The sequence below is a fragment of the Nguyenibacter sp. L1 genome (assembly GCF_035199985.1).
Taxonomy (GTDB): domain Bacteria; phylum Pseudomonadota; class Alphaproteobacteria; order Acetobacterales; family Acetobacteraceae; genus Gluconacetobacter; species Gluconacetobacter vanlangensis.
Genome location: NZ_CP127015.1, coordinates 2,739,505 through 2,760,000, shown reverse-complemented (window position 1 = coordinate 2,760,000; position 20,496 = coordinate 2,739,505). Strand labels below are relative to the sequence as shown.

The 20,496-nt window shown below is 65.7% G+C and carries 21 protein-coding genes and 1 tRNA gene (1 of these 22 only partly in view); 9 read left to right on the top strand and 13 right to left on the bottom strand.

The window, feature by feature from the left end:
* The 3 genes from clpB to QN315_RS12425 all read right to left on the bottom strand — a co-directional run.
* Positions 1-2,222, bottom strand: partial view of an ATP-dependent chaperone ClpB gene (gene clpB, locus QN315_RS12435; RefSeq protein WP_323989572.1) — the 5' portion only. Its footprint begins 382 nt before the window's first position; only the first 2,222 of its 2,604 coding nucleotides appear in the window; it begins with the start codon at positions 2,220-2,222; its stop codon lies beyond the left edge, outside the window.
* Between the two features lie 184 nt (positions 2,223-2,406).
* The gene (locus tag QN315_RS12430; protein ID WP_323993464.1) at positions 2,407-2,910 is read right to left on the bottom strand and encodes a heme-binding protein; all 504 of its coding nucleotides are present in this window, start codon (positions 2,908-2,910) and stop codon (positions 2,407-2,409) included.
* A 32-nt stretch (positions 2,911-2,942) separates the two neighbouring features.
* Complete coding sequence (locus QN315_RS12425) at positions 2,943-4,001, bottom strand: aldo/keto reductase (RefSeq protein WP_323989571.1); 1,059 nt, start codon at positions 3,999-4,001, stop codon at positions 2,943-2,945.
* 119 nt (positions 4,002-4,120) lie between these two features.
* Between QN315_RS12425 and QN315_RS12420 the strand changes: the two genes are divergently transcribed.
* Entirely contained in the window at positions 4,121-5,026 is a 906-nt protein-coding gene (locus QN315_RS12420) for a LysR family transcriptional regulator (RefSeq protein WP_323989570.1), read from the top strand.
* A gap of 182 nt (positions 5,027-5,208) precedes the next feature.
* Here the strand turns inward: QN315_RS12420 and ilvC are convergent, their stop codons facing one another.
* The 4 genes from ilvC to miaA all read right to left on the bottom strand — a co-directional run bounded on the left by ilvC (position 5,209) and on the right by miaA (position 9,798).
* Positions 5,209-6,228: a ketol-acid reductoisomerase gene (gene ilvC, locus QN315_RS12415; RefSeq protein ID WP_323989569.1), complete on the bottom strand. Its 1,020-nt coding sequence runs from the start codon at positions 6,226-6,228 to the stop codon at positions 5,209-5,211.
* A gap of 45 nt (positions 6,229-6,273) precedes the next feature.
* Positions 6,274-6,789, bottom strand: a complete 516-nt coding sequence (gene ilvN / locus QN315_RS12410; protein ID WP_176638733.1) for an acetolactate synthase small subunit — start codon at positions 6,787-6,789, stop codon at positions 6,274-6,276.
* Between the two features lie 113 nt (positions 6,790-6,902).
* Positions 6,903-8,729 (bottom strand): biosynthetic-type acetolactate synthase large subunit, encoded by a 1,827-nt coding sequence (ilvB, locus tag QN315_RS12405; protein ID WP_323989568.1) that lies wholly within the window; start codon positions 8,727-8,729, stop codon positions 6,903-6,905.
* A gap of 70 nt (positions 8,730-8,799) precedes the next feature.
* Positions 8,800-9,798, bottom strand: coding sequence for a tRNA (adenosine(37)-N6)-dimethylallyltransferase MiaA (miaA, locus tag QN315_RS12400; RefSeq protein WP_323989567.1), 999 nt, complete (start codon positions 9,796-9,798; stop codon positions 8,800-8,802).
* Positions 9,799-9,828: 30 nt separating this feature from the next.
* On the opposite strand from miaA, the gene serB reads away from it, so the two are divergent.
* The 3 genes from serB (at position 9,829) to QN315_RS12385 (ending at position 12,552) form a co-directional block, all read left to right on the top strand.
* Positions 9,829-10,725 (top strand): phosphoserine phosphatase SerB, encoded by an 897-nt coding sequence (serB, locus tag QN315_RS12395; protein WP_176638736.1) that lies wholly within the window; start codon positions 9,829-9,831, stop codon positions 10,723-10,725.
* A gap of 133 nt (positions 10,726-10,858) precedes the next feature.
* Positions 10,859-11,701 (top strand): carbon-nitrogen hydrolase family protein, encoded by an 843-nt coding sequence (locus QN315_RS12390; protein ID WP_176638737.1) that lies wholly within the window; start codon positions 10,859-10,861, stop codon positions 11,699-11,701.
* A 47-nt stretch (positions 11,702-11,748) separates the two neighbouring features.
* Entirely contained in the window at positions 11,749-12,552 is an 804-nt protein-coding gene (locus QN315_RS12385) for an NAD kinase (protein ID WP_176638738.1), read from the top strand.
* Between the two features lie 21 nt (positions 12,553-12,573).
* Here QN315_RS12385 and QN315_RS12380 read toward each other — a convergent pair.
* The 6 genes from QN315_RS12380 to QN315_RS12355 all read right to left on the bottom strand — a co-directional run bounded on the left by QN315_RS12380 (position 12,574) and on the right by QN315_RS12355 (position 16,531).
* Positions 12,574-12,659: transfer RNA gene (locus tag QN315_RS12380), tRNA-Leu, on the bottom strand.
* A 72-nt stretch (positions 12,660-12,731) separates the two neighbouring features.
* A complete protein-coding gene (locus tag QN315_RS12375; protein WP_408904514.1) occupies positions 12,732-13,451 on the bottom strand; it encodes a M48 family metallopeptidase in 720 nt (239 codons plus the stop codon).
* A complete protein-coding gene (locus QN315_RS12370) occupies positions 13,451-13,933 on the bottom strand; it encodes a YcgN family cysteine cluster protein (RefSeq protein ID WP_176638740.1) in 483 nt (160 codons plus the stop codon). Before QN315_RS12370 ends, QN315_RS12375 begins: the two co-directional genes overlap by 1 nt.
* Positions 13,857-14,405, bottom strand: coding sequence for a hypothetical protein (locus tag QN315_RS12365; protein WP_323989565.1), 549 nt, complete (start codon positions 14,403-14,405; stop codon positions 13,857-13,859). Before QN315_RS12365 ends, QN315_RS12370 begins: the two co-directional genes overlap by 77 nt.
* Positions 14,406-14,413: 8 nt before the next feature.
* Positions 14,414-15,364: an extracellular solute-binding protein gene (locus QN315_RS12360; RefSeq protein ID WP_323989564.1), complete on the bottom strand. Its 951-nt coding sequence runs from the start codon at positions 15,362-15,364 to the stop codon at positions 14,414-14,416.
* Between the two features lie 93 nt (positions 15,365-15,457).
* Positions 15,458-16,531 (bottom strand): ABC transporter ATP-binding protein, encoded by a 1,074-nt coding sequence (locus QN315_RS12355; RefSeq protein WP_323989563.1) that lies wholly within the window; start codon positions 16,529-16,531, stop codon positions 15,458-15,460.
* Between the two features lie 130 nt (positions 16,532-16,661).
* Here QN315_RS12355 and QN315_RS12350 point away from each other — a divergent pair, with 130 nt between their 5' ends.
* From QN315_RS12350 to QN315_RS12330, 5 genes are all read left to right on the top strand, one after another.
* Positions 16,662-16,940, top strand: a complete 279-nt coding sequence (locus tag QN315_RS12350) for a hypothetical protein (protein WP_176638744.1) — start codon at positions 16,662-16,664, stop codon at positions 16,938-16,940.
* Positions 16,941-16,977: 37 nt separating this feature from the next.
* Positions 16,978-17,412 (top strand): hypothetical protein, encoded by a 435-nt coding sequence (locus tag QN315_RS12345; RefSeq protein WP_323989562.1) that lies wholly within the window; start codon positions 16,978-16,980, stop codon positions 17,410-17,412.
* A 373-nt stretch (positions 17,413-17,785) separates the two neighbouring features.
* Complete coding sequence (locus tag QN315_RS12340) at positions 17,786-17,980, top strand: DUF1656 domain-containing protein (RefSeq protein WP_176638746.1); 195 nt, start codon at positions 17,786-17,788, stop codon at positions 17,978-17,980.
* 32 nt (positions 17,981-18,012) lie between these two features.
* A complete protein-coding gene (locus tag QN315_RS12335) occupies positions 18,013-18,924 on the top strand; it encodes an HlyD family secretion protein (protein ID WP_176638747.1) in 912 nt (303 codons plus the stop codon).
* Positions 18,925-18,937: 13 nt separating this feature from the next.
* Entirely contained in the window at positions 18,938-20,458 is a 1,521-nt protein-coding gene (locus QN315_RS12330) for an efflux transporter outer membrane subunit (protein ID WP_176638748.1), read from the top strand.
* Positions 20,459-20,496 lie beyond the last annotated feature (38 nt).

Genomic DNA, 20,496 nt, shown 5'->3' with positions numbered 1-20,496 from the left:
GCCATTTCGGCGGATTCGTCGTCCGGCAGATGAGCCAGAACCTGCGCCCCCAGATTGCTGGTCAGGACGATGATCGTGTTGCGGAAATCGACCGTCCGCCCCTGCCCGTCAGTCAGCCGTCCGTCATCGAGCACCTGCAGCAGCACGTTGAAGATGTCCTCGTGCGCCTTTTCGACCTCATCGAACAGGATAACCTGGTAGGGACGCCGCCGCACCGCTTCGGTCAGCACGCCACCTTCTTCGTACCCGACATAGCCCGGCGGGGCGCCGATCAGGCGGGATACGGCGTGTTTTTCCATGAACTCGCTCATATCCACCCGCAACAGCGCCTTTTCATCGTCGAACAGGAACCGGGCCAGAGCCTTGCACAGTTCGGTCTTGCCCACGCCCGTCGGACCAAGGAAGAGGAACGAGCCGATCGGACGATTGGGATCCTGCAGGCCGGCGCGGGCACGGCGGACGGCATGCGCCACGGCCTTCAGCGCAGGTTCCTGGCCGACGACACTGCGGCGCAGCTCGTCCTCCATCCGCAGCAGCTTGGCACGCTCGCCTTCGAGCATGCGATCGACCGGCACGCCGGTCCAGCGCGAGACGACGGACGCGACACCCTGTTCGGTCACGGCTTCACTCACCAGGCCCGCGCCCCTGGCCGCCGCCTCATTTTCTTCCTGCACACGGGCGATCTGCTCCTGGAGGCCGGGGATGACGCCATACATCAACTCCGACGCCCGAGCCAGATCGCCCCGGCGCTGCGCGACCTCGACGTCCGAGCGGGCTTGGTCAAGCTGCTCTTTCATCTTCTGCACCGCGTTGACCCGGTCCTTTTCCGCATGCCAGGCCGCGGTCATGGCATTGGATTTTTCTTCCAGTTCGGCCAGTTCGGCTTCCAGCTTGACCAGGCGTTCACGGCTGGCCGGATCTTCCTCCTTGCGGATCGCCTCGCGTTCGATTTTCAACTGGATCAGCCGGCGATCGAGTTCGTCCAGCTCCTCGGGCTTGCTGTCGATCTGCATGCGCAGGCGGCTGGCGGCCTCGTCCACCAGATCGATCGCCTTGTCCGGCAGGAACCGGTCGGTGATGTAGCGGTTCGACAGCGTCGCCGCCGCCACCAGGGCATTGTCGCTGATCCGTACGCCGTGATGGAGTTCGTATTTTTCCTTGATGCCGCGCAGGATCGAAATCGTGTCGGCAACCGAGGGCTCGCCGACATAGACGGGCTGGAAGCGCCGGGCGAGCGCCGCGTCCTTCTCGATATATTTGCGGTACTCGTCCAGCGTGGTGGCACCGATGCAATGCAGGGTGCCCCGCGCCAGTTCCGGCTTGATCAGGTTGGAGGCGTCCATCGCCCCATCCGACCGACCAGCCCCGACCAGGGTATGCATTTCATCGATGAAGAGGATGACCTGTCCCTCGGCGCTTTCGATTTCCTTCAGCACCGCCTTCAGACGCTCTTCGAACTCGCCGCGGAATTTCGCGCCGGCAACCAGCGCGCCGAGGTCGAGCGACAAAAGCTTCTTGTTCTTCAGCGCCTCGGGTACGTCGCCGTTCACGATACGCAGGGCCAGACCTTCGACGATGGCAGTCTTGCCAACGCCGGGTTCGCCGATCAGCACCGGATTGTTCTTGCTGCGCCGGGCCAGAACCTGGATCGCGCGACGGATTTCCTCGTCCCGGCCGATGACCGGATCGAGTTTGCCCTGCTGGGCGATTTCCGTAACGTCGCGCGCATATTTCTTGAGCGCGTCGAAGCTGGCCTCGGCGTTACCGCTCGTGACCGTGCGTCCCTTGCGGATGGCGGCGACAGCCTTTTCCAGCGCCTGCGCACTCGCGCCGCCGTCACGCAACGCGCGACCGGCCGGCGTTTCCGACGCCGCGATGGCGACCAGCAGGCGATCCTGCGCCACATATTCGTCGCCGGCATGCTGCGCCATGCTCTGCGCCTTATCCAGCACCCGGACGAAATCGGGTGTGGCCTGCGGCTGACCGGCGCCGCCTCCCTGAACACGGGGCAGCTTCGCCAGGGCGGCCGCGATTTCGGCCTGGATGGCCGGTACCTGGCCGCCGGCGGCACGGATCAGCGAGGCCGCCGCGCCCTCGGGATCGTCCAGGAGCGCCTTGAGCAGATGTTCCGGCGTCAATTGCTGATGATAGTCCCGCACCGCGATCGTCTGGGCGGCCTGAAGGAAGCCGCGCGACCGTTCGGTGAACTTCTCGATATCCATGATCCCATGTCCCTTTCACTGAGGCGACCTGAAGGCCGGGCGCCGCGCCCCTGCATGAGGCGACGCGACACCCGAAACAGCACCGACATGGGAACAATGATGCGCTATGACAAGGGTCTGGCAGGCGGAGGGCAAGGCATGACGTCCCTCGAACGGCCCAAGGGCAGGCCGATGAACGGGCAGGTCAATGAAACAGGGGGGAGACTTCCTTTAGCGCGGCGACGGCGCATTGCTCGTCGAGATCGCCGCCCGGGGCGCCGGATACGCCCAATCCCCCCAGGACCGAACGGTCGGCCCGGCGGATCAGCGCGCCGCCCGGCACGAACAGCACCTGCGGGATCGTGTTCAGCGCGCCGTTGGCCGGACCGGTGACCTTGGCCGCGATCAGGGCGCTGGTCGTATCCTTGTCGAAGGTCATGCCATAGGCATAGGCGGTGTAGGCCTTGCGATAGGACACGGACAGCGATTGCAAGGGCACAGTATCGCCCTTGATGATGACCTGTTCATGACCCGAAGGGTCGACCACCGCGGCGGTCACCGACCAACCATGGGCGGCGCAGATGCGCACCGCCGCCGCTGCCAGTTTTTCAGCCAGCTCCCAGGACAATTTCTGGGTCGTGACGATGCCGGCCCCCTCTGCCCGGGTCGGGGCCAGAGCGGCGGTGCAGGCAAACCCCACCAGACACATGGACAGCCGAACGCAGCACAGGCGCACGGTGGTCAATCCTTTCTGATCGACGGGCCGAGGAGCAGCAAGTCGGCAGGCGACAGCCGGTCCGCCGCCGTGCTGGCCTGGTGCCAGTACGGATAGAGCAGCGACGGAGCGCTCACACGGTCCAGCCGTGCCATGTCCTCGGACGACAGAGCAAGCTCGGCGGCCGCGAGGTTGTCGGCCAGTTGCGCCTCAGTACGCGCGCCGATCACAAGCGACGTCACGGCCGGACGCTGCGCCACCCAGGCCAAGGCGACCTGAGCGGCGGAAACGCCGCGCTCCTGGCCGATCGCCACCAGCACTTCGACGACGTCGTAGAGCTTCTCGACGTCGTAGACCGGCGGTTCGTTCCATTGGGCCAACTGGCGGGTGCCTTGGGCTTCGGCTTGGCCGCGCCGATGCTTGCCGGAAAGCAGGCCGCCCGCCATCGGGCTCCAGACCTGAACGCCAAGTCCCTGATCCACGGCGAGGGGCAGCAATTCATATTCGGCTTCGCGTGCCTGGAGCGAATAATAGATCTGCTGCGCCACCGGAGCGATCAGTCGGTTGCGTTCCGCCGTGCCGAGCGCCTTCATGATATGCCAGGCGGAGAAATTGGACACGCCGGCATAGCGGATCTTGCCCGCGCGGGTCAGGGTATCCAGCGCTTCGAGCGTTTCGTCGAGCGGGGTCTGGCCGTCCCATTCATGCAGGTAGTAGAGGTCGATATGGTCGCGGCCCAGACGGCTCAGGCTGGCCTCGGCCGCCGCTATGATATGATAGCGCGACAGGCCGGCATCGTTGGCCCCCGACCCCATGCGGAAGCGGGCCTTGGTGCCGACGAGAATTTCGCCCGAGCGACCCTTCAGCGCCTGGCCCAGGATCTCCTCGGAGAGGCCGGTGGAGTAAATGTCGGCCGTGTCGAACATGTTGACGCCGGCCGCGATGCACATGTCGATCTGACGCATGGCGCCCGCAAGGTCGGTATTGCCGGTCTTGGCGAAGGCGCCCTTGCCGCCGAACGTCATGGTTCCGAGGGTGAAGGCGGATATGCGTAGGCCGGAGCGGCCGAGCTGACGATACTGCATGAACGATCTCCCAGTCCTTGATGGGCTGTCTTGATATGCCTCGGGGACTATGGGCGCCGGCTCCGGGGAATGATAACCGTCAAATTCGGAAAGCTTCTTCCGGGAAAGGCGAACGAAAAATGCGCGATACCGACGAGATGCGGATTTTCGTCGAGATCGTCCGGCAAGGCGGCCTGTCGGCGGCGGCGCGCCATCTGGGGCTGGCGATTTCGGTCGTCAGTGATCGGCTATCGCGCCTGGAGCGCCGGCTGGGCACGCGATTGCTGGTGCGGACCACGCGCCGGCAGACATTGACCGAGGCCGGGCGCATCTATCTGGATGAATCCACCGCAATCCTGTCCGCGACCGAGGGCATGGAGGCCCGGGTGCGCGAAACGGTGAACGCGCCCGGCGGCTTGTTGCGCGTGACCGCCCCCCTGCCCTTCGGACGGATCAAGCTGGCACCTTTCGTGGCTGGATTTATCCGCCGGCATCCGGACATTCGCGTGCATCTGACGCTGGAAGACCGGATGACCGACATCGTGGGCGAGGGTTATGACATCGCCATTCGCGGAGCGCCGATCGTGGATACCATGCTGGCAGGCCGGCGGCTGATGGAAAGCCGACGCGTGCTGGTGGCCAGCCCCGCCTATGTCGCCCGGCACGGGCAACCCGAGATACCGGGCGACCTGGCCCGGCATGCCTGTCTGGTGGCGAATACGAGCGGCCAATGCCGCGGCACGTGGCGGTTCGGCCGCGGAGAGAATACGCGCATCTACCGTGTGGACGGCCATCTGGCATCCAGCCATTCGGAACTGCCGGTTCAATGGGCATTGGATGGGATGGGGTTGACGCAGAAATCGCTCTGGGAAGTCGAAGACCATCTGCGGGATGGGCGGCTGGTGACGATGATGGAGGCCTGGGAGCCGGATCCAGTGACCTTCTATGCCATCCACACCGTCAGTACCGCGCATTCACACAAGATCGCCTTGTTCATCGGCGAACTGGTGCAGCCGGGGCTGGGAATCGCCGATTATGCCCCATAGGTGACGGAGGGCCCCAGATCGCACGATCAGACCAACGGGCCCACTGCGCTCCGGCCCGGAAAGGCCGCGTTCAGCATGTGTTTTCGAGCACCAAAAGCGCGGCGACCTTATTGACCGGTCGCCGCGGAGCGCAGGAAATGCGCTTCAGATTACCGCCAGCATGCGCATTTCCGGGCGGACCCTTAGTTGCGGGTCTTGTCGACCAGCTTGTTCTTGCCGATCCACGGCATCATGGCACGCAGCTTTTCGCCGACCTGTTCGATCTGGTGTTCGTTGTTGCGCGCACGGATCGCCTTGAAGCCGACATTGCCCGACTGGTTTTCCAGGATGAAGTTGCGCACGAACGTGCCGTCCTGGATATCCGTCAGGACGCGCTTCATCTCGGCCTTGGTTTCCGGCGTCACGATGCGCGGGCCCGTGACATACTCGCCATATTCCGCGGTATTCGAGATCGAATAGTTCATGTTCGCGATGCCGCCTTCATAGATCAGGTCGACGATCAGCTTGGTTTCGTGCAGGCACTCGAAATAGGCCATTTCAGGGGCATAGCCGGCCTCGACCAGCGTTTCGAAACCCGCGCGGATCAGCTCGACCAGCCCGCCGCACAGCACGGCCTGTTCGCCGAACAGGTCGGTTTCGACCTCTTCCTTGAAGGTGGTCTCGATGATGCCGGCGCGGCCGCCGCCATTGGCCGACGCATAAGACAGCGCGATTTCGAGCGCGTTGCCCGATGCGTTCTGCGCCACGGCGACCAGCGAGGGCACCCCGCCACCGCGCTGATATTCGGAGCGCACGGTGTGGCCCGGGCCCTTGGGCGCGATCAGGAACACGTCCAGGTCGGGACGAGCCTCGATGATGCGGAAATGGATCGACAGGCCGTGGGCGAACGCCAGCGCGGCCCCCGGCTTCAGGTTCGCTTCCAGATGTTCTTTGTACAGCGCGCCCTGGCCTTCGTCCGGGGTCAGGACCATGACCACATCGGCCCACGCCGCGGCGGCGGACGGGTCCATCACCTTGAAGCCCGCAGCCTCGGCCTTGGCCACGGCGGTGGAGCCGGGGCGCAGGCCGATCACCATCTCGGTGACGCCGCTGTCCTTCAGGTTGTTGGCATGGGCGTGGCCCTGGCTGCCATAGCCGATGATCGCGACCTTCTTGGACTTGATCAGGTTCACGTCGGCATCGCGATCGTAATACACGCGCATGGAAAACACTCCTGTTGAAACGATGGAAAAAAGGGACCTGCGGGATCAGATCGTCCGGGGACCCCGGATGATCGCGGCGACGCCGGTACGGGACACCTCGGCCAGGCCCAGCGGACGCATCAGGTCGATAAAGGAATCGAGCTTGTCGGTCGCGCCGGTCAGTTCGAAGATAAAGGATGTAGCCGTCGTATCGACGGCACGGGCGCGAAAGGCCTCGGCGATGCGCAGCGCCTCGGTCCGGGCCTCGCCGGACGAGACGACTTTCACCAGCGCCATTTCACGGGCCACGTGCGGGCCCAGTGCGGTCAGGTCGGCTACCCGATAGACCGGCACCAGGCGACCCACCTGCGCCTTGATCTGCTCGATCACCTGCGGCGTGCCGGAGGTGACGATATTGATGCGCGACTGGTGACGCGATTCCTCGACCGGAGCGACGGTCAGGCTTTCAATATTGTAGCCGCGGCCGGAAAACAGGCCGATCACGCGGGCCAGTACGCCGCTTTCGTTTTCGACCAGAATGGAAATGACCGCGGAGATCGTCGTCTCCTCCTGCGTGGTCATGATGGCTCTTCCTGAAATGGCGACCGGCGCGGAGCATGCGTGACCTCCGTGCCGGCAGGGATGGGGACGAGGCGGCCGGGCACGTCCGGCCGATGCAATAGCGGGCGCGCCGATCAGACCAGCATACGGCCCTCGGCACTGACCTTGACCTCGTCATCCTGTTCCGGGCCGAGCAGCATCTGGTTGTGGGCGGCGCCGGACGGAATCATCGGATAGCAGTTTTCGTCCTGCGCTACGCAGATATCGGCCACCACCGCGCCCGGTTCGGCCAGCATGGCGCGGATGACGTCATCCAGCTCACCGACGCAGGACGCACGCAGGCCGCGGGCATGGAAGCTTTCGGCCAGACGGACGAAATCCGGCAGGGCCGCGCTGTAGCTTTCGGAATAGCGCGAACCATGCAGCAATTCCTGCCACTGGCGCACCATGCCCATATATTGGTTGTTCAGGATGAACAGCTTCACCGGCAGGCGGTACTGGGCGATCGTGCCCAGTTCCTGGATGTTCATCAGGGTCGACGCCTCGCCCGCGATATCGATGACCAGGGCGTCGGGATGGGCGATCTGCGCGCCCACCGCCGCCGGCAGGCCATAGCCCATCGTCCCCAGGCCGCCCGAGGTCAGCCAGCGGTTCGGCTTGTCGAATTGGAAGTGCTGGGCCGCCCACATCTGGTGCTGGCCGACTTCGGTCGAGACATAGGTGTCGCGCCGGGTTTCCATCGCCAGCTCGTAGAGGCGGCGAACGGCATATTGCGGCCGGATGATCGTCGACGGCGCCATGTCCTGTTCGAAATGCAGGCTGCGGATGCCTCGCCATGCATCGATCTGCTGCCACCATTGGGACAGGGCGGCCGCATCGGGCGTTTCGGTCTGCCGTTCCCATTCCTCGATCATCATGTCGATGATACGGCCTGCATCGCCCAGGACCGGCACGTCGACCTGCACGATCTTATTGATCTGCGACGGATCGATATCGGCGTGGATCTTGAACGAATCCGGCGAGAACGCATCCAGCCGCCCGGTGACACGATCATCGAAGCGCGCACCCAGTGCGATCAGCACATCGCAGCCATGGGTGGCCAGATTGGCTTCGTACGTGCCGTGCATGCCCAGCATGCCCAGGAACTGACGGTCGGTGGTCGGATAAGCGCCCAGCCCCATCAGCGTGGAGGTGCAGGGAAAGCCTGTCATCCGCACCAGGCGACGCAGCGACTCGCTGGCGCGGGGGCCGGCATTGATAATGCCCCCGCCCGTGTAGAAAAGCGGCCGCCTGGCCTGCTTCATGGCCGCGACGGCACGCGCCACGGCATCGCGGTCCGGCTCGGTGCGCGGGCGATAGGACGGGTGCGGCGCGCGCGACGCAGGCTGATACGGCGCCGGCCCCACCGTCACGTTCTTCGGCAGGTCGACCACCACGGGGCCGGGGCGGCCGCTGCGGGCGATATGAAAGGCTTCGTGCACCACCCGGGACAGGTCGGCGGCACGCCTGACCAGATAATTATGCTTGGTCGCCGGGCGCGTGATGCCGGTCGTGTCGGCTTCCTGGAACGCATCGGTGCCGATCAGCGGCACGCCGACCTGTCCCGTGAAGCACACCACCGGGATGGAATCCATCAGCGCATCCACCAGGCCGGTGACGGCATTGGTCGCGCCCGGGCCGCTGGTGACCAGCACCACGCCGACCTTGCCGGTCGAGCGGGCATAGGCTTCGGCAGCGTGCACGGCTGCCTGCTCGTGCCGGACCAGCACGTGACGGATCGCGTTCTGCTTGAACAGCGCGTCATAGATCGGCAGAACGGCGCCACCCGGATAGCCGAAGACGACCTCGACCCCCTGATCGACGAGAACGCGAAGCAGAACCTCGGCCCCGGAGAGGACGACGTCCCCAGCCTGGGTGCGCGTGTTCAACTTCAGGTCGTTCAGGTTCGGTGTCGCGTTCATGTTCCTTGCTCCTCCACCCGAGCTGTTCATGGGCACCTGATGGTGGCCATTCGGGCGGAATGTCGGGGGTTTAGGGAAACTGAGGCCCCGCGTCAATCCGTCTTAGAATAAAAGAAATGGGATCGACATCATTTCTTTCCATTTGTTGCGCATCCCCCGTCATGCGTGCCGCGACGACCAGGCTGTCTGCGTCCGCCGCCAGGCGATGGTGGGCGAACCAGGTCGCTTGCCGCCGTGTGTAGCGCCCCGTTGCCAGCACGGCGTGATGCGCGGCTTCCTCCAGGGTCTGCTCTCCGTGCAGCCAGGCCGTCAGTTCCGGCACGCCATGCGCGCGCATGGCCGGCAGGCTGGGCGGGAGGGAGTGTGCCAGCAACGCCCGGACCTCGTCCACCGCGCCGGTCCGAAGCATGACGGCGAAGCGCGCGGCAATTGCGGCGCGCAGGATATCACGCGGCGGATCCAACCGGACGGCGATCATCCGGCATGCCAGCGGCGGCAAAGTTGCAGCGCGGCGCCAATGGATCATGCCACGGCCGGTCCCGGAGAGAACCTCCCACGCCCGGGCGAGACGCTGACTGTCGGAAGGGCGCAGGGTGGCAGCGGTTTCAGGATCGTATTTCGCGAGCCGCGCATGCAGGGCGGCGGGCCCCTCGGCTTCGACAAGGGCGCGGGCCTCGGCACGGGCGGCGGGTCCGGGGTCCGGGATATCGGTCAGTCCGTCGGTCAGGGCGCGCAGATACATGCCGGTGCCCCCGCACAGGATCGGCATGCGGCCTGCGCTCCACGCCGCCCGGATTTCAGCCAGGGCCTGCGTACGCCACCAGGCGACGCTGCCCGGCTGCGCGGCCGGCAGGATCCCGTAGAGACGGTGCGGCAATTCGGCCTCGTCCTGCGGACTGGGACGCGCGGTGACGATGCGCAGTTCGCGATAGACCTGCATCGAGTCCGCGTTGATGACGACGCCGTTCGTCGCATGGGCCACCGCCATGGCCAGCGCCGACTTGCCCGAGCAGGTCGGCCCGGCGATCACGAGGACCGGCCGAACGCGTGAATCCGCCGCTTGCGTCACGGCGCCATCCCTGTCACACGCATCGGCATCATGTCGCTGTCCCATATCCTTACACTCGTCGCCAATCGCGCAGCCACGACCCTGACCGATGCCCATATCGGCGCGGCGCGCGACATGGTGAAGGGCGGCACCCCCACCATCCTGTCGCCCGGCGAGGCCGCCGAGATCCCCTGTCCGCCCCCCGGCGACGGAATGCCGACGCTGGAGACGATCCGCGCGGTCTTCGGCCCGCGCCATGTCGACACCCTTCTGACGCGTTCGCGCGGACGGCGCAAAGGGCTTCTGGTCGCGGACATGGACAGCACCATCGTGGCCAACGAGACATTGGACGATCTGGCCGCCCATGCCGGCATCGGCGAGCGTATCGCCGAGATTACCCGCCGCTCGATGAATGGCGAGATCGATTTCGCGGCCGCCCTGCGCGAACGGGTCGGGCTGCTGGCCGGACTGCCGGACTCGTTGCTGGAAGCCGCCTGGAAGGATGTGCGGCTGAATGAAGGCGCGCGCGAGCTGGTGGCGACGATGCGTGCGCACAACGCCCGCACCGCGCTGGTATCGGGTGGCTTCACTTTCTTTACCGGACGGGTCGCGTCGCTGTGCGGATTCAGCGAGCATCATGCCAACGTGCTGGAAAGCCGGGAGGGTATGCTGACCGGCACCGTCGCCGAGCCGATCCTTGGACCCGACGCCAAGCGCGCGCACCTGCGACGGCTGGCCGAAGCCGGACGGTTGAAGCCGGCCGCCACCATGGCGGTAGGAGATGGCGCGAACGATCTGAACATGCTGCGCGACGCCGGGCTGGGCATCGCCTTTCACGGCAAGCCGATCGTACGCGCCGCCGTGGCCAATCGCGTGGATCATACGACGCTGCGCACCCTGCTGTTCGTCCAGGGGTATCCTGCCGCCTCCTTCGTCGGCGCCGCCTGAACGCCGCCCGAATATCCGTGCGGCAGTTGCGGGGCATCGGGCACGCATCTTATAAGCGAAGGCATAACCCCGCAGTCCTTGGCCCTGTGAACGGGCCGATGGATCAGCCTTCTACGATCGGACGGAGCTTCCGGTGCGCACCACTGTCATCCAGATGGCCCCCGGCGCGTCCTTGCCGGATAATATCGCCGAGGCACGGCGCCTGATTGCCGCTGCGGTTTCCGCCGACCGGCCGGACCTGGTGGTATTGCCGGAAATATGGAGTTGTCTCGGCGGGACCGCCGAGGTGAAATTCGCCAGTGCCGAGGAATTGCCTCCGCCAGGCGCACCAGAAGGCGGCGTCGGTCCGCTTTATCGCTTCCTGAGCGAAACCGCGCATGCCCATGGCATTACCCTGCATGGCGGCTCGATCGGACAACGTTGCGGGGACCGGCTACTGAACACCAGCCTGATCTTCGGCCCCGATGGGGTGGAGCGGGCGCGCTACAGCAAGATTCACCTCTTCGACATCACCACTCCCGGGGGCGAGGGCTATCGTGAAAGCGATACCTATGCGCCAGGCCGGAATGTCGTGACGGTACCGGTCGGACCGTTCATGGCCGGCCTGGCCATCTGCTACGATATCCGGTTCGCCGAACTGTTCCTGTCCTTGAGGCGGCAAGGCGCGAACCTGATCATCCTGCCCGCGGCCTTTACCGCCGAAACGGGCGAAGCGCACTGGCAGACCTTGCTGCGTGCACGGGCGATCGAGACCCAGTGCTGGGTCGTGGCATGCGGCACCACTGGTACGCATGCCGACGCCAATGGAAATGCACGGAAGACTTACGGCCATTCGATGATCATCGATCCATGGGGCACGGTCGTAGCCCAGGCCTCGAACGGCATCGGCTGGGTGACCGCGCGGCTGGACCTGGACATGGTCGAACGTGTCCGTGCCGGAATTCCGGTGATGGACCATCGCCGCCTGACATCCTGAATGCTGGGCCGCCTGATCCTGGACCCGGTCATTTTGCGGGGCGCGCCATGAACGAGATCCATCCCCCCGTCTGGCCGTCGGGGCAGCCGCCACGGCGGCTCGCCTTCATCGCCGCGCCGAATCCTGGTGCCCACCGAACACTGGAAAGCCTGACTGCCCGCTACGGCCAGCATACGCCGCAGGAGGCCGATGCCGTCATCTGCCTGGGCGGGGATGGGTTCATGCTGGAAATCCTGCATATGATGCTGGGCCAGACGACGCCGGTCTATGGAATCAATTGCGGATCGGTCGGGTTCCTGATGAATCCGGCGATTCCGGATGATCTGCCCATGCACCTGACGCAGACGCAGGCGGCGACTCTGCACCCTTTGCGCATGACCGCGCAGAAATCGTCGGGCGAGATCATCGAAGCGCTGGCGCTGAACGACGTGTTTCTGTTCCGCGAGACCCGTCAGGCAGCCAAGATCCAGATCGAGGTGGATGACCGGGTGCGGATGCCCGAACTCATCTGCGATGGCGTGCTGGTTTCAACGCCGGCGGGATCGACGGCCTATAACCTATCGGCGCACGGACCGATCGTGCCGCTGTCGGCCAATCTGCTGCCCTTGACGCCGATCAGCGCCTTTCGCCCCCGACGCTGGCGCGGTGCGCTGCTGCCATCGGCGGCACGGGTACGGCTGACGATCCTGGAACCCGAGAAGCGCCCTGTCGCCGCTGTGGCTGATTTTACCGAAGTGCGGGACGTCGTGTCGGTCGAAATTGCCGAAGACCGGGCGATCCAGACCACCCTGTTGTTCGATCCCGGCCAGAGCCTGTCCGAACGGATCCTGGCGGAACAATTCACCGTCTGACGGCGGATCGGACACGAAAGATGGTGCGAGCTGCGGGACTCGAACCCGCACGCCCTTGCAGGCGCAAGATTTTAAGTCTCGTGCGTCTACCATTCCGCCAAGCTCGCCCGGCCCGTCGTCTAGCACACTCGCCAAGGCGGTAAAATCCGCGGGCCCGGTTTTTGTTGCCCGGGGTCCTTTCAAGCCATGCGCAACAGGGCGGGTCCATGACGCCGGAGCCAGGTTTCCGCCATATGGCGGTGAGGGGTCAGGCTGGCGACCAGCATCCAGAAATCCGACCCATGATTCAGATGCCGCAGATGTGCCAGTTCGTGGGCAATGACATAGTGCTGGATTTCTGCCGGCGCCATCAGAAGGCGCCAACTGAGCATGATCGTTCCGTCCGAATTGCAGCTACCCCAGCGGCTGCTGGTGTCCTTGATCGCCAGCCGCCGTGGCCGCAGGCCTGACTGTTCGGCCAGTTGGGCCATGCGCGCGGACAGACGGCGCCGCGCCTCCTGCCTGAGAAAGGCGCCGAGACGGCGGCGCATGAACTCGGCCTCTCCACTGACCATGATGGTCTCGCCTTCGATCCATACGCCGCCCCGCGCATGCGGGCAGTGACGAATGGCATGCGGGCGGCCATCCAGCAGCACCTGGCCGCCATCATGCCATGGCGCGTCCGGCGGCAGGTGATCCAACCGACTGAAAATCCAGATCGCATGGGTGCGTAGCAGCGCCAAGCCGGCTTCACGTGTCGCGCGAGGCGGCAGGGTGACGACGACGCCGGCCTGTCTGGGATCAATCCGCAGGGTGACCCGGCGCGCCTGGAGGGAGTGACGCCAGAAGACGGAGATATCACGCCCCTCCAGCGATACAGTCTGCTTCGCCGCCTTGTCCGTGCCGGAGAGGGCGTTCATCAATCCACGCGGCGCAGCTTGGGACGGCGCGGCTTGGGCATGGTGCCGGGCCAATCGACGATGTGATGTTCCAGCAGGCCGGCGCGGCGTTCGCTGAGTGCCCGGCCGCGGACGGAAATTCCGGCCTGGTGTACGGTGTCGGGCGAACCGGATACCAGAGGGTGCCACCACGCCAGGGGGCGGCCCTCGGCCAACAGGCGATAGGCGCAACTGGGCGGCAGCCAATCGATGTCGGCCAATGCCTCGGGCGTCAACTGCACGCAATCGGGGACTTTGCGCCGCCGCTGCGCATAGTCGGAGCAACGGCAGGTTTCCAGGTCCAGCAAGCGGCAGGCAACGTTGGTATAAAGGACCTCGTTCGTCTCATCCTCGCGCAGCTTGTGCAGGCAGCATCTGCCGCAGCCGTCACACAGCGCTTCCCATTCCTCGGCCGTCATTTCGTCCAGGCGCCGAGTCTGCCAGAATGGAGGAGTATCGGTCATGGTCGACGATCATATGGGATTGGGTCGTGGCTGAGAAGACAAGCGGCCGCCCCCGTGATCCGCCATACAGAGCCAGCAAAATCGTAGCCGCCATGGCCAGCGCCATTGCCGCCAGCACGGCCGGGCCAAGCAGCGGCAACCAGAGCATGCGCAGGCGCGCCGCCTGCCCGGCCCCCAGCCCCCGGGCTGTACGGGTCATGTCCCGCGGCAGGGCCGATAATGCCCGTAGCGGCAGGAGCACGATCATCGGCACCAGGCATGCCCCGCGCAGCAGCGCGCCGGTAATCATGCCGTCGGGTAAGAGCGACGGCGATGCCGCAACCATGACACCCGGGATCAGGAGCATCGATGCCATGATGCGGGCAGCGATCAGCGCACACGCGATACGCAGGCCGCGCAGGGCCAGGCAGACGAGAAAGATCAGCGTGGCACCGCCGCTGCCGCCCGCCAAGGTCAACAAGGCGGACATCATTCGGCCTGTCACGAAGGCGCCGCCAGCCAGTCCGCGAACCGCTTGGTCAGTTCCGGGAGATGGGCCTGCCAGAAGGCCGCATCCATGGGGATGGGCTGCGGTCCGGAAACAGGGCGACCATGATATAAGGCAGCGAAGCGCGTCACCTGTTCGGGTTGACCCATGTAAGTCAGCAGCGCGCGCACCTTGGCCCGCGTCGCATCATCCAGTCCGGTTGCGACCCCCCAGCACAGCACGTCGTCCAGGCTCTGGTCCCATTGCAGCCCGACATCGCGATGGCCCGCCGCATCCTGCATGGCGGCGACCTCGCCCGCGGCGGCGCTGGTCATCAGCACGCTGCCATTGCCGATAATGCGCGCCGAGTCCGCAGCATCGGTCCACCAGACGATATAGGGGCGCAACTGGCTGAGCTTGTGGAACGCCCTGGCGACGCCTTCCGGCGTGGCGAGGACGGTGTAGACATCGGACGCCGGCACGCCGTCAGCCATCAGGGCAATTTCCAGGGTGGAACGCGGATCCTTGCGCAGGCCACGCTTGCCGGGATAGCGGACAACGTTCCAGAAATCCGCCCAATGGGGGGCGCTCGGCACCCGGCCGCGGTCCCAGGCCAGGGCGATTCCATCATGCAGAGCAGGCACGCCACAAGCATCGGCGCTGCCCGGACTGCCGCCCAGCCGCTGCAATTGGCCCTGCAGGCAGGCGATACGGGCCGTGCTGTCCTCCATCAACGCCAGCATCCAGGTGCCGCGCCCGATGGGCGGACGTTCTGCCAGGACCGGCAGATTGCCGTCCCAGATATAATGCAGCACGCTGGCACCCGAACTGGCCGCGAAAGGACGAAAGAACGCCTCGGCTTGAGCCTTGCCCAAGGCACCACCCCAGCTATTGACCACCAGCGCGTGCGTCCGCCACCGGCTCTTGGCTTCAGGCCGGGTCGGCATCAGCGCCAGCAGAAGCATGAAAATCCCGACCAGATAGCGGAGCGGTCGGCGACGTGGACAGGACGAACCGGACAGGGGGACAAACTTTCGAATGGCGACGGGTGTCGAACGCTAGCTCATTTCACCGCGAAACGGAAAGGCCACCGCATGCACGGGCGGCCAGGCCAATTGGGCCGGTCGCCCGGGTTCCAGACCCGTCAGGCTTTGCGCCGGCGGACGCCGCACCAGGATTTCCTGCCCGTCGCCCAGGCGGAAACGCAGACGAATGTGATCGCCCATATGATGCAGCGCGACCAGGCTGGCGGGCAATGTTCCTTCTTCAGGGTCGGCAGTTGCGCGACCTGAAGGGAATAAGGTCGCGATTCGATCCGGACGGATGCACAACGTGCAGAGCATGTCCGGAGCCAGGCCTTCGGCAGCCCGCGCTTCGACCACGCATCCGTTGGCCAGGTGAACCCGGGCCACATCGTCCTCCACCGTGCCAACGCGGCCGGTCAGGGTATTGGCATCGCCGAAATCGGCGGCAACCGCAGCGCAGGCCGGATTGTCGAACAGATCAACCGGTCGCCCCGTCTGCAGCAGCGTGCGGCCGGACAGAACGCCGATCCGATCCCCCAGCAGCAAGGCGTCCTCGCGGTCACGGGTGGCCAGCAGCATCGTCAGACTCTGTGCCCTGGCCAGCCGGGCCAGCACCTGCCGCAGGGTGCTGCGGTCGTCAGGTTCGAGCTTCGCAAAGGGGTCATCCAACAGCAGCACGGGGGGAGCGAAGACCAGCAGCCGAGCCAGCCGGGCCCGCCACGCTTCCTGTGGCTCCAGAGCCTGCGGTGTATGCTCGGCGCGTCCGTCCAAGCCCGTCAGGGCCAGAGTCTCATTGACCCGGGCGGCGATAGAGGACCGATCGCATCCACGTGCCATGAGCGGGAAGGCCACATTCTGCCGCACCGTCATATGCGCGAACAAATGATCCCGCGGACTGAACAGGCCGATGCCGCGCTGCCCGGCTGTATCCATGGACCTGTCCTGCCCGTCGATGAGAATTTCACCCCCGAGGCGGGGTAGGTGGCCGGCCAGCGTATCCATCAGGCATGCCATGTCCGATACCCGATTGCCCAGCAGGGCCAGGCACATCCCACGTTGCACGGCAAACGACAGCGTGGGAGCGAAGGGATCGAGCGGCGCGCACATGAGGCCGCGTACATCCAGACGAGGAAGGACGGGCAGGCGAGGAGAGACCACGGGCATACGAAAACCGAAACTTGACGAATAAGCGACGCGTTGGCTCCACCGTAGCCAACTTTAATCAAGGACACGAGCGATGTTCCGACGCAAAGCCCCGAAACCCACCCAGGAAGCCCTGAAGGCGACCCATGACGAATTGCTGTCACTGAAGGCGCAGGTAGAGCGCCTGATGAATGAGCATGTCACCCCCGTCCTGGCCGATGCGGCAGACCGGGCCGAGCACGTCGTTGCCAATGCGCGCGAACTGACGGATCATCAGGTGCGGGACGTCACGACCCGTGTGCGCGCCAAACCCTGGCTGGCCATGGTCATCGTCGCGGCGATCGGCTATCTGGCGGGACGCGTGATGAGGTAGGACGCCGCAAACACAGCAGAGGGACAAAGCGAGGACCATGAAAATAGCCGAACTTGGCAAGGCCACCGTCCAGGCGGAACTGACCGTCCGCCGCCAGATGGCCATCCGCATTGGCCGGCAGGTCGCTTTTCTGGTCATCGCCGCAATATTCGGCCTGCTGGCCGTATTGTCGGGCCACGCATTGCTGTGGGCATTTGCCTATCAAACGCTGGGATTCAGCGTATTGGGCGCGGCCATTCTGGTCTTTGCCATCGATGCAGCCGTGGCTGTCCTGTTCCTGCTGCTGGGCCGCAGGTCGATTATGACGCCTGAGGAAATCCGCGCGCGTTTCGAGCGGGATCATGCCATCAACGACCTGCGTCAGGCCATGGCACTGACGGCCATTACCTCGGCAATCGCAGGGCCGGTGGGCCGCCAAGCCGGGCGAGCCATCTGGCAGGTCATGCGATCGGCCTTCGGCCGGAAAGGCTAGAAACCACAGGCCGGAAACTGGCGCCCGGCTTTTCCGCCACGAAGATGCCTGTCCCGGAATGGGGAGCATACCGAAATTGCAATAGCTCCCATCCGGCGTTTCTGGAAACGTGCTGCCGATCGAGGATCTTGAGCGCACGAAGCATTCGCGTGCGTGCCGAACGGGGATATTGGGACATTTTGCGGATGGCGGCCTCCGAACACAAACGGGGAGGCCGATAGTGCGGGACTTGGGCCATCTCCAAGGGAGCCCCGGCGTTGGCAGCGCATTCTTCTCCCCACGACAATTCATCTCCTTGCCCGACGGGGTTGTACGGTCCCGGTCGGAACGGGTCCCCGATTGCCGGTCCGCGCGGGAGCTGAGGGGTGAAGGGATGCTGAGCGAATTTGACCTGTTTGGCGTGTTTATGGCGCCGATCGTGGTGTATGCGGTTGCGGCGTTTCCGGTGACGATGGCGATCCGCTTTGTGCTGTGGTGGACGGGGCTGATGGGGTGGTTCTGGCACCTGGCGCTGTTCGAGGTGGCGCTGTACGCGTGCGTGCTGTGCTTTCTGATTTTGTATGTCTGACCGGGTATTTTGCGGATGTTCGAGAGAGTGCGATGCCCCTGCTGCGTAATCTGATCCGGGTGGTGCTGACCCTGGCGGTCGTCGTTCTGGCGATCGTGCTGGGGATGGATCTGTGGGACACGTATATGATCGCGCCATGGACCCGCGACGGGCGGGTGCGGGTCTATGTCGTCGACGTGGCGCCGGAGGTGCCGGGCACGGTGGTGCAGGTGCCGGTGGTGGACAACCAGTTCGTGCACAGGGGCGACCCGCTGTTCGTGCTGGATCCGGTGCGCTTCCACCTGGCGGTGCGCGAGGCGCAGGCGCGGCTGGACGGCGCGCTGGAGGAGCTGAAGCTGAAGCAGAGCGACGCGAAGCGCCGGATGGGGCTGGGCGGCATCGTGTCGGCCGAGGAGCAGGAGCGGTTCAATTCCGGCGTGGCGACGCAGATCGCCGCGGTGGATGCGGCGCGCGCGGCGCTGGACCTGGCGAAGCTGAACCTGCAGCGCTCGGTGCTGTATGCGCCGGTCAACGGCTATGTCACCAACCTGAACCTGCGGGTGGGGGATTACGCGACGGCGGGCCAGCCGCGGCTGGCGGTGATCGATGCCGATTCCTTCTGGGTGAACGGGTATTTCGAGGAAACCAAGATGTGGGGCGTGCATGTCGGCGACGCCGCGCGCGTCAAGCTGATGGGCTACAAGCCGATCCTGCCCGGCCATGTCGTATCGATCGCGCGCGGCATCAACGACCAGAACGGCAATCCGGACCGGCTGGGGCTGCAGGACGTCAATCCGATCTTCACCTGGGTGCGGCTGGCGCAGCGCATCCCGGTGCGCATCCATCTCGACCGGGTGCCGGACAGCGTCACGTTGGCGGCGGGCATGACCTGCACGGTGACGGTGGGGCCGGAGACGCCCGGCCAGCGCGGGCGGCTGACCACCTGGCTGCAAGACCATCTGTGAGCCGGGCCGCGCGATGAGAATGAAGAACCAGGGGACCGGCAGGGCCGGCCTGCTGCTGGGGGCGGCGGGCCTGCTGGCGGCCTGCACGGTGGGGCCGCGCTACCAGCCCGACCGCATGGCGATCCCCGCGCGCTTTGCCGAGGACGGCCATGCCGCGACGCCGGCGGAGATCGCCCGCACCACGGCCGAGATGAAGGATTGGTGGCATCGTTTCGGCGATGCTGAACTGGACCGGCTGGTGGACCGGGCGATCGCGGGCAATTACGATCTGCGCATCGCCGGCCAGCGCATCCTGGCCGAGCGGGCGCTGCGCGATGCCCAGGCCTCGGCCTGGTATCCGCAGATCGACGCCAGCACCGTGGCGGGGGACAGCCGCTATTCGATCAATATCGACAACTGGCCGATCCGGCCGGGCAATCCGGCGAACCGGCCCGAGGCGTCGTACCTGTCCTATGGGGTCAGCGCCAGTTGGCAGCTCGACGTGTTCGGGCGGATCCGCCGCAGCGTCGAGGCGCAGGAGCGCGCGGTGGAGGAGACGGTCGAGGACCGGCGCGCGGTGCTGATGACCATGCTGTCGGAACTGGCCGGCGACTACATGGTGCTGCGCGACACGCAATTGCGGCTGCAGATCGCCGAGCGCAACATCCGGGTGGCGCAGGACGCCCGCGACCTGGCGCAGCGGCTGTATCAGCAGGGGGTGGGCACCACGCTGCAGGTCGCGCAGGCGCAGTCCGAACTGGAGACGCAGATCGCGGCGCGCGAGCCGCTGCGCACCCATATCGCGCAGATCACCCATGCGCTGGACGTGCTGATGGGACAGATGCCCGGCACCAGCGCGGCGGCGCTGGAACAGCCGGGGCCGCTGCCGCGCGTGCCGGATTTTCCGGCGACGGTGCCGTCGGTCGTGCTGGCCAACCGGCCGGACATCCGCCGGGCCGAACGGGCCTATGCCGAGGCGACGGCGCGGATCGGGGTTGCGGTGGCGCAGCTCTATCCGAATTTCAGCATCCCGCTGAGCTTCAACCCGAACGCGTCGGCGATGTATCAGCTGTTCGAGACCGGGGCGCTGAGCTGGCAGTTCTTCATGATGGCGTCGCTGCCGCTGATGCATGGCGGCAAGCTGACGGCGCAGGTGCGCGCGGCGCAGGCGGCGGCGGAGGCCAGCCGCCTGGCCTATCGCCGGACGGTGCTGCAGGCGTTCCGCGAGGTCGAGGACGCGATGGCGGCCTGGCATGACGACGTGGAACACACCGAATGGCTGCACCGCGCGGCGCAGGACAGCGCGCTGGCCAGCGACCGGGCGCGCCGGCTGTATGGCGCCGGGCTGGTGGGCTTTCTGGACGTGCTGACCACCGAACGCACCGCGCTGGCCGCCGAGAACGCCGAGGCCGTCGCCCGGCTGGAGCGGCTGCAGGACGCCGTCGCCCTCTATACCGCCATCGGCGCCGGATGGCAGGGCGTCCCCCTGACAGCCTCCGCTCTGCCCGTCTCGCTCGAAACACAGCACGCCCTCGCCCGCGCCTTCCAGCAATAAAACAGCCGCAGGCACAGGGGGGCAGGCGGGGTCAGCGG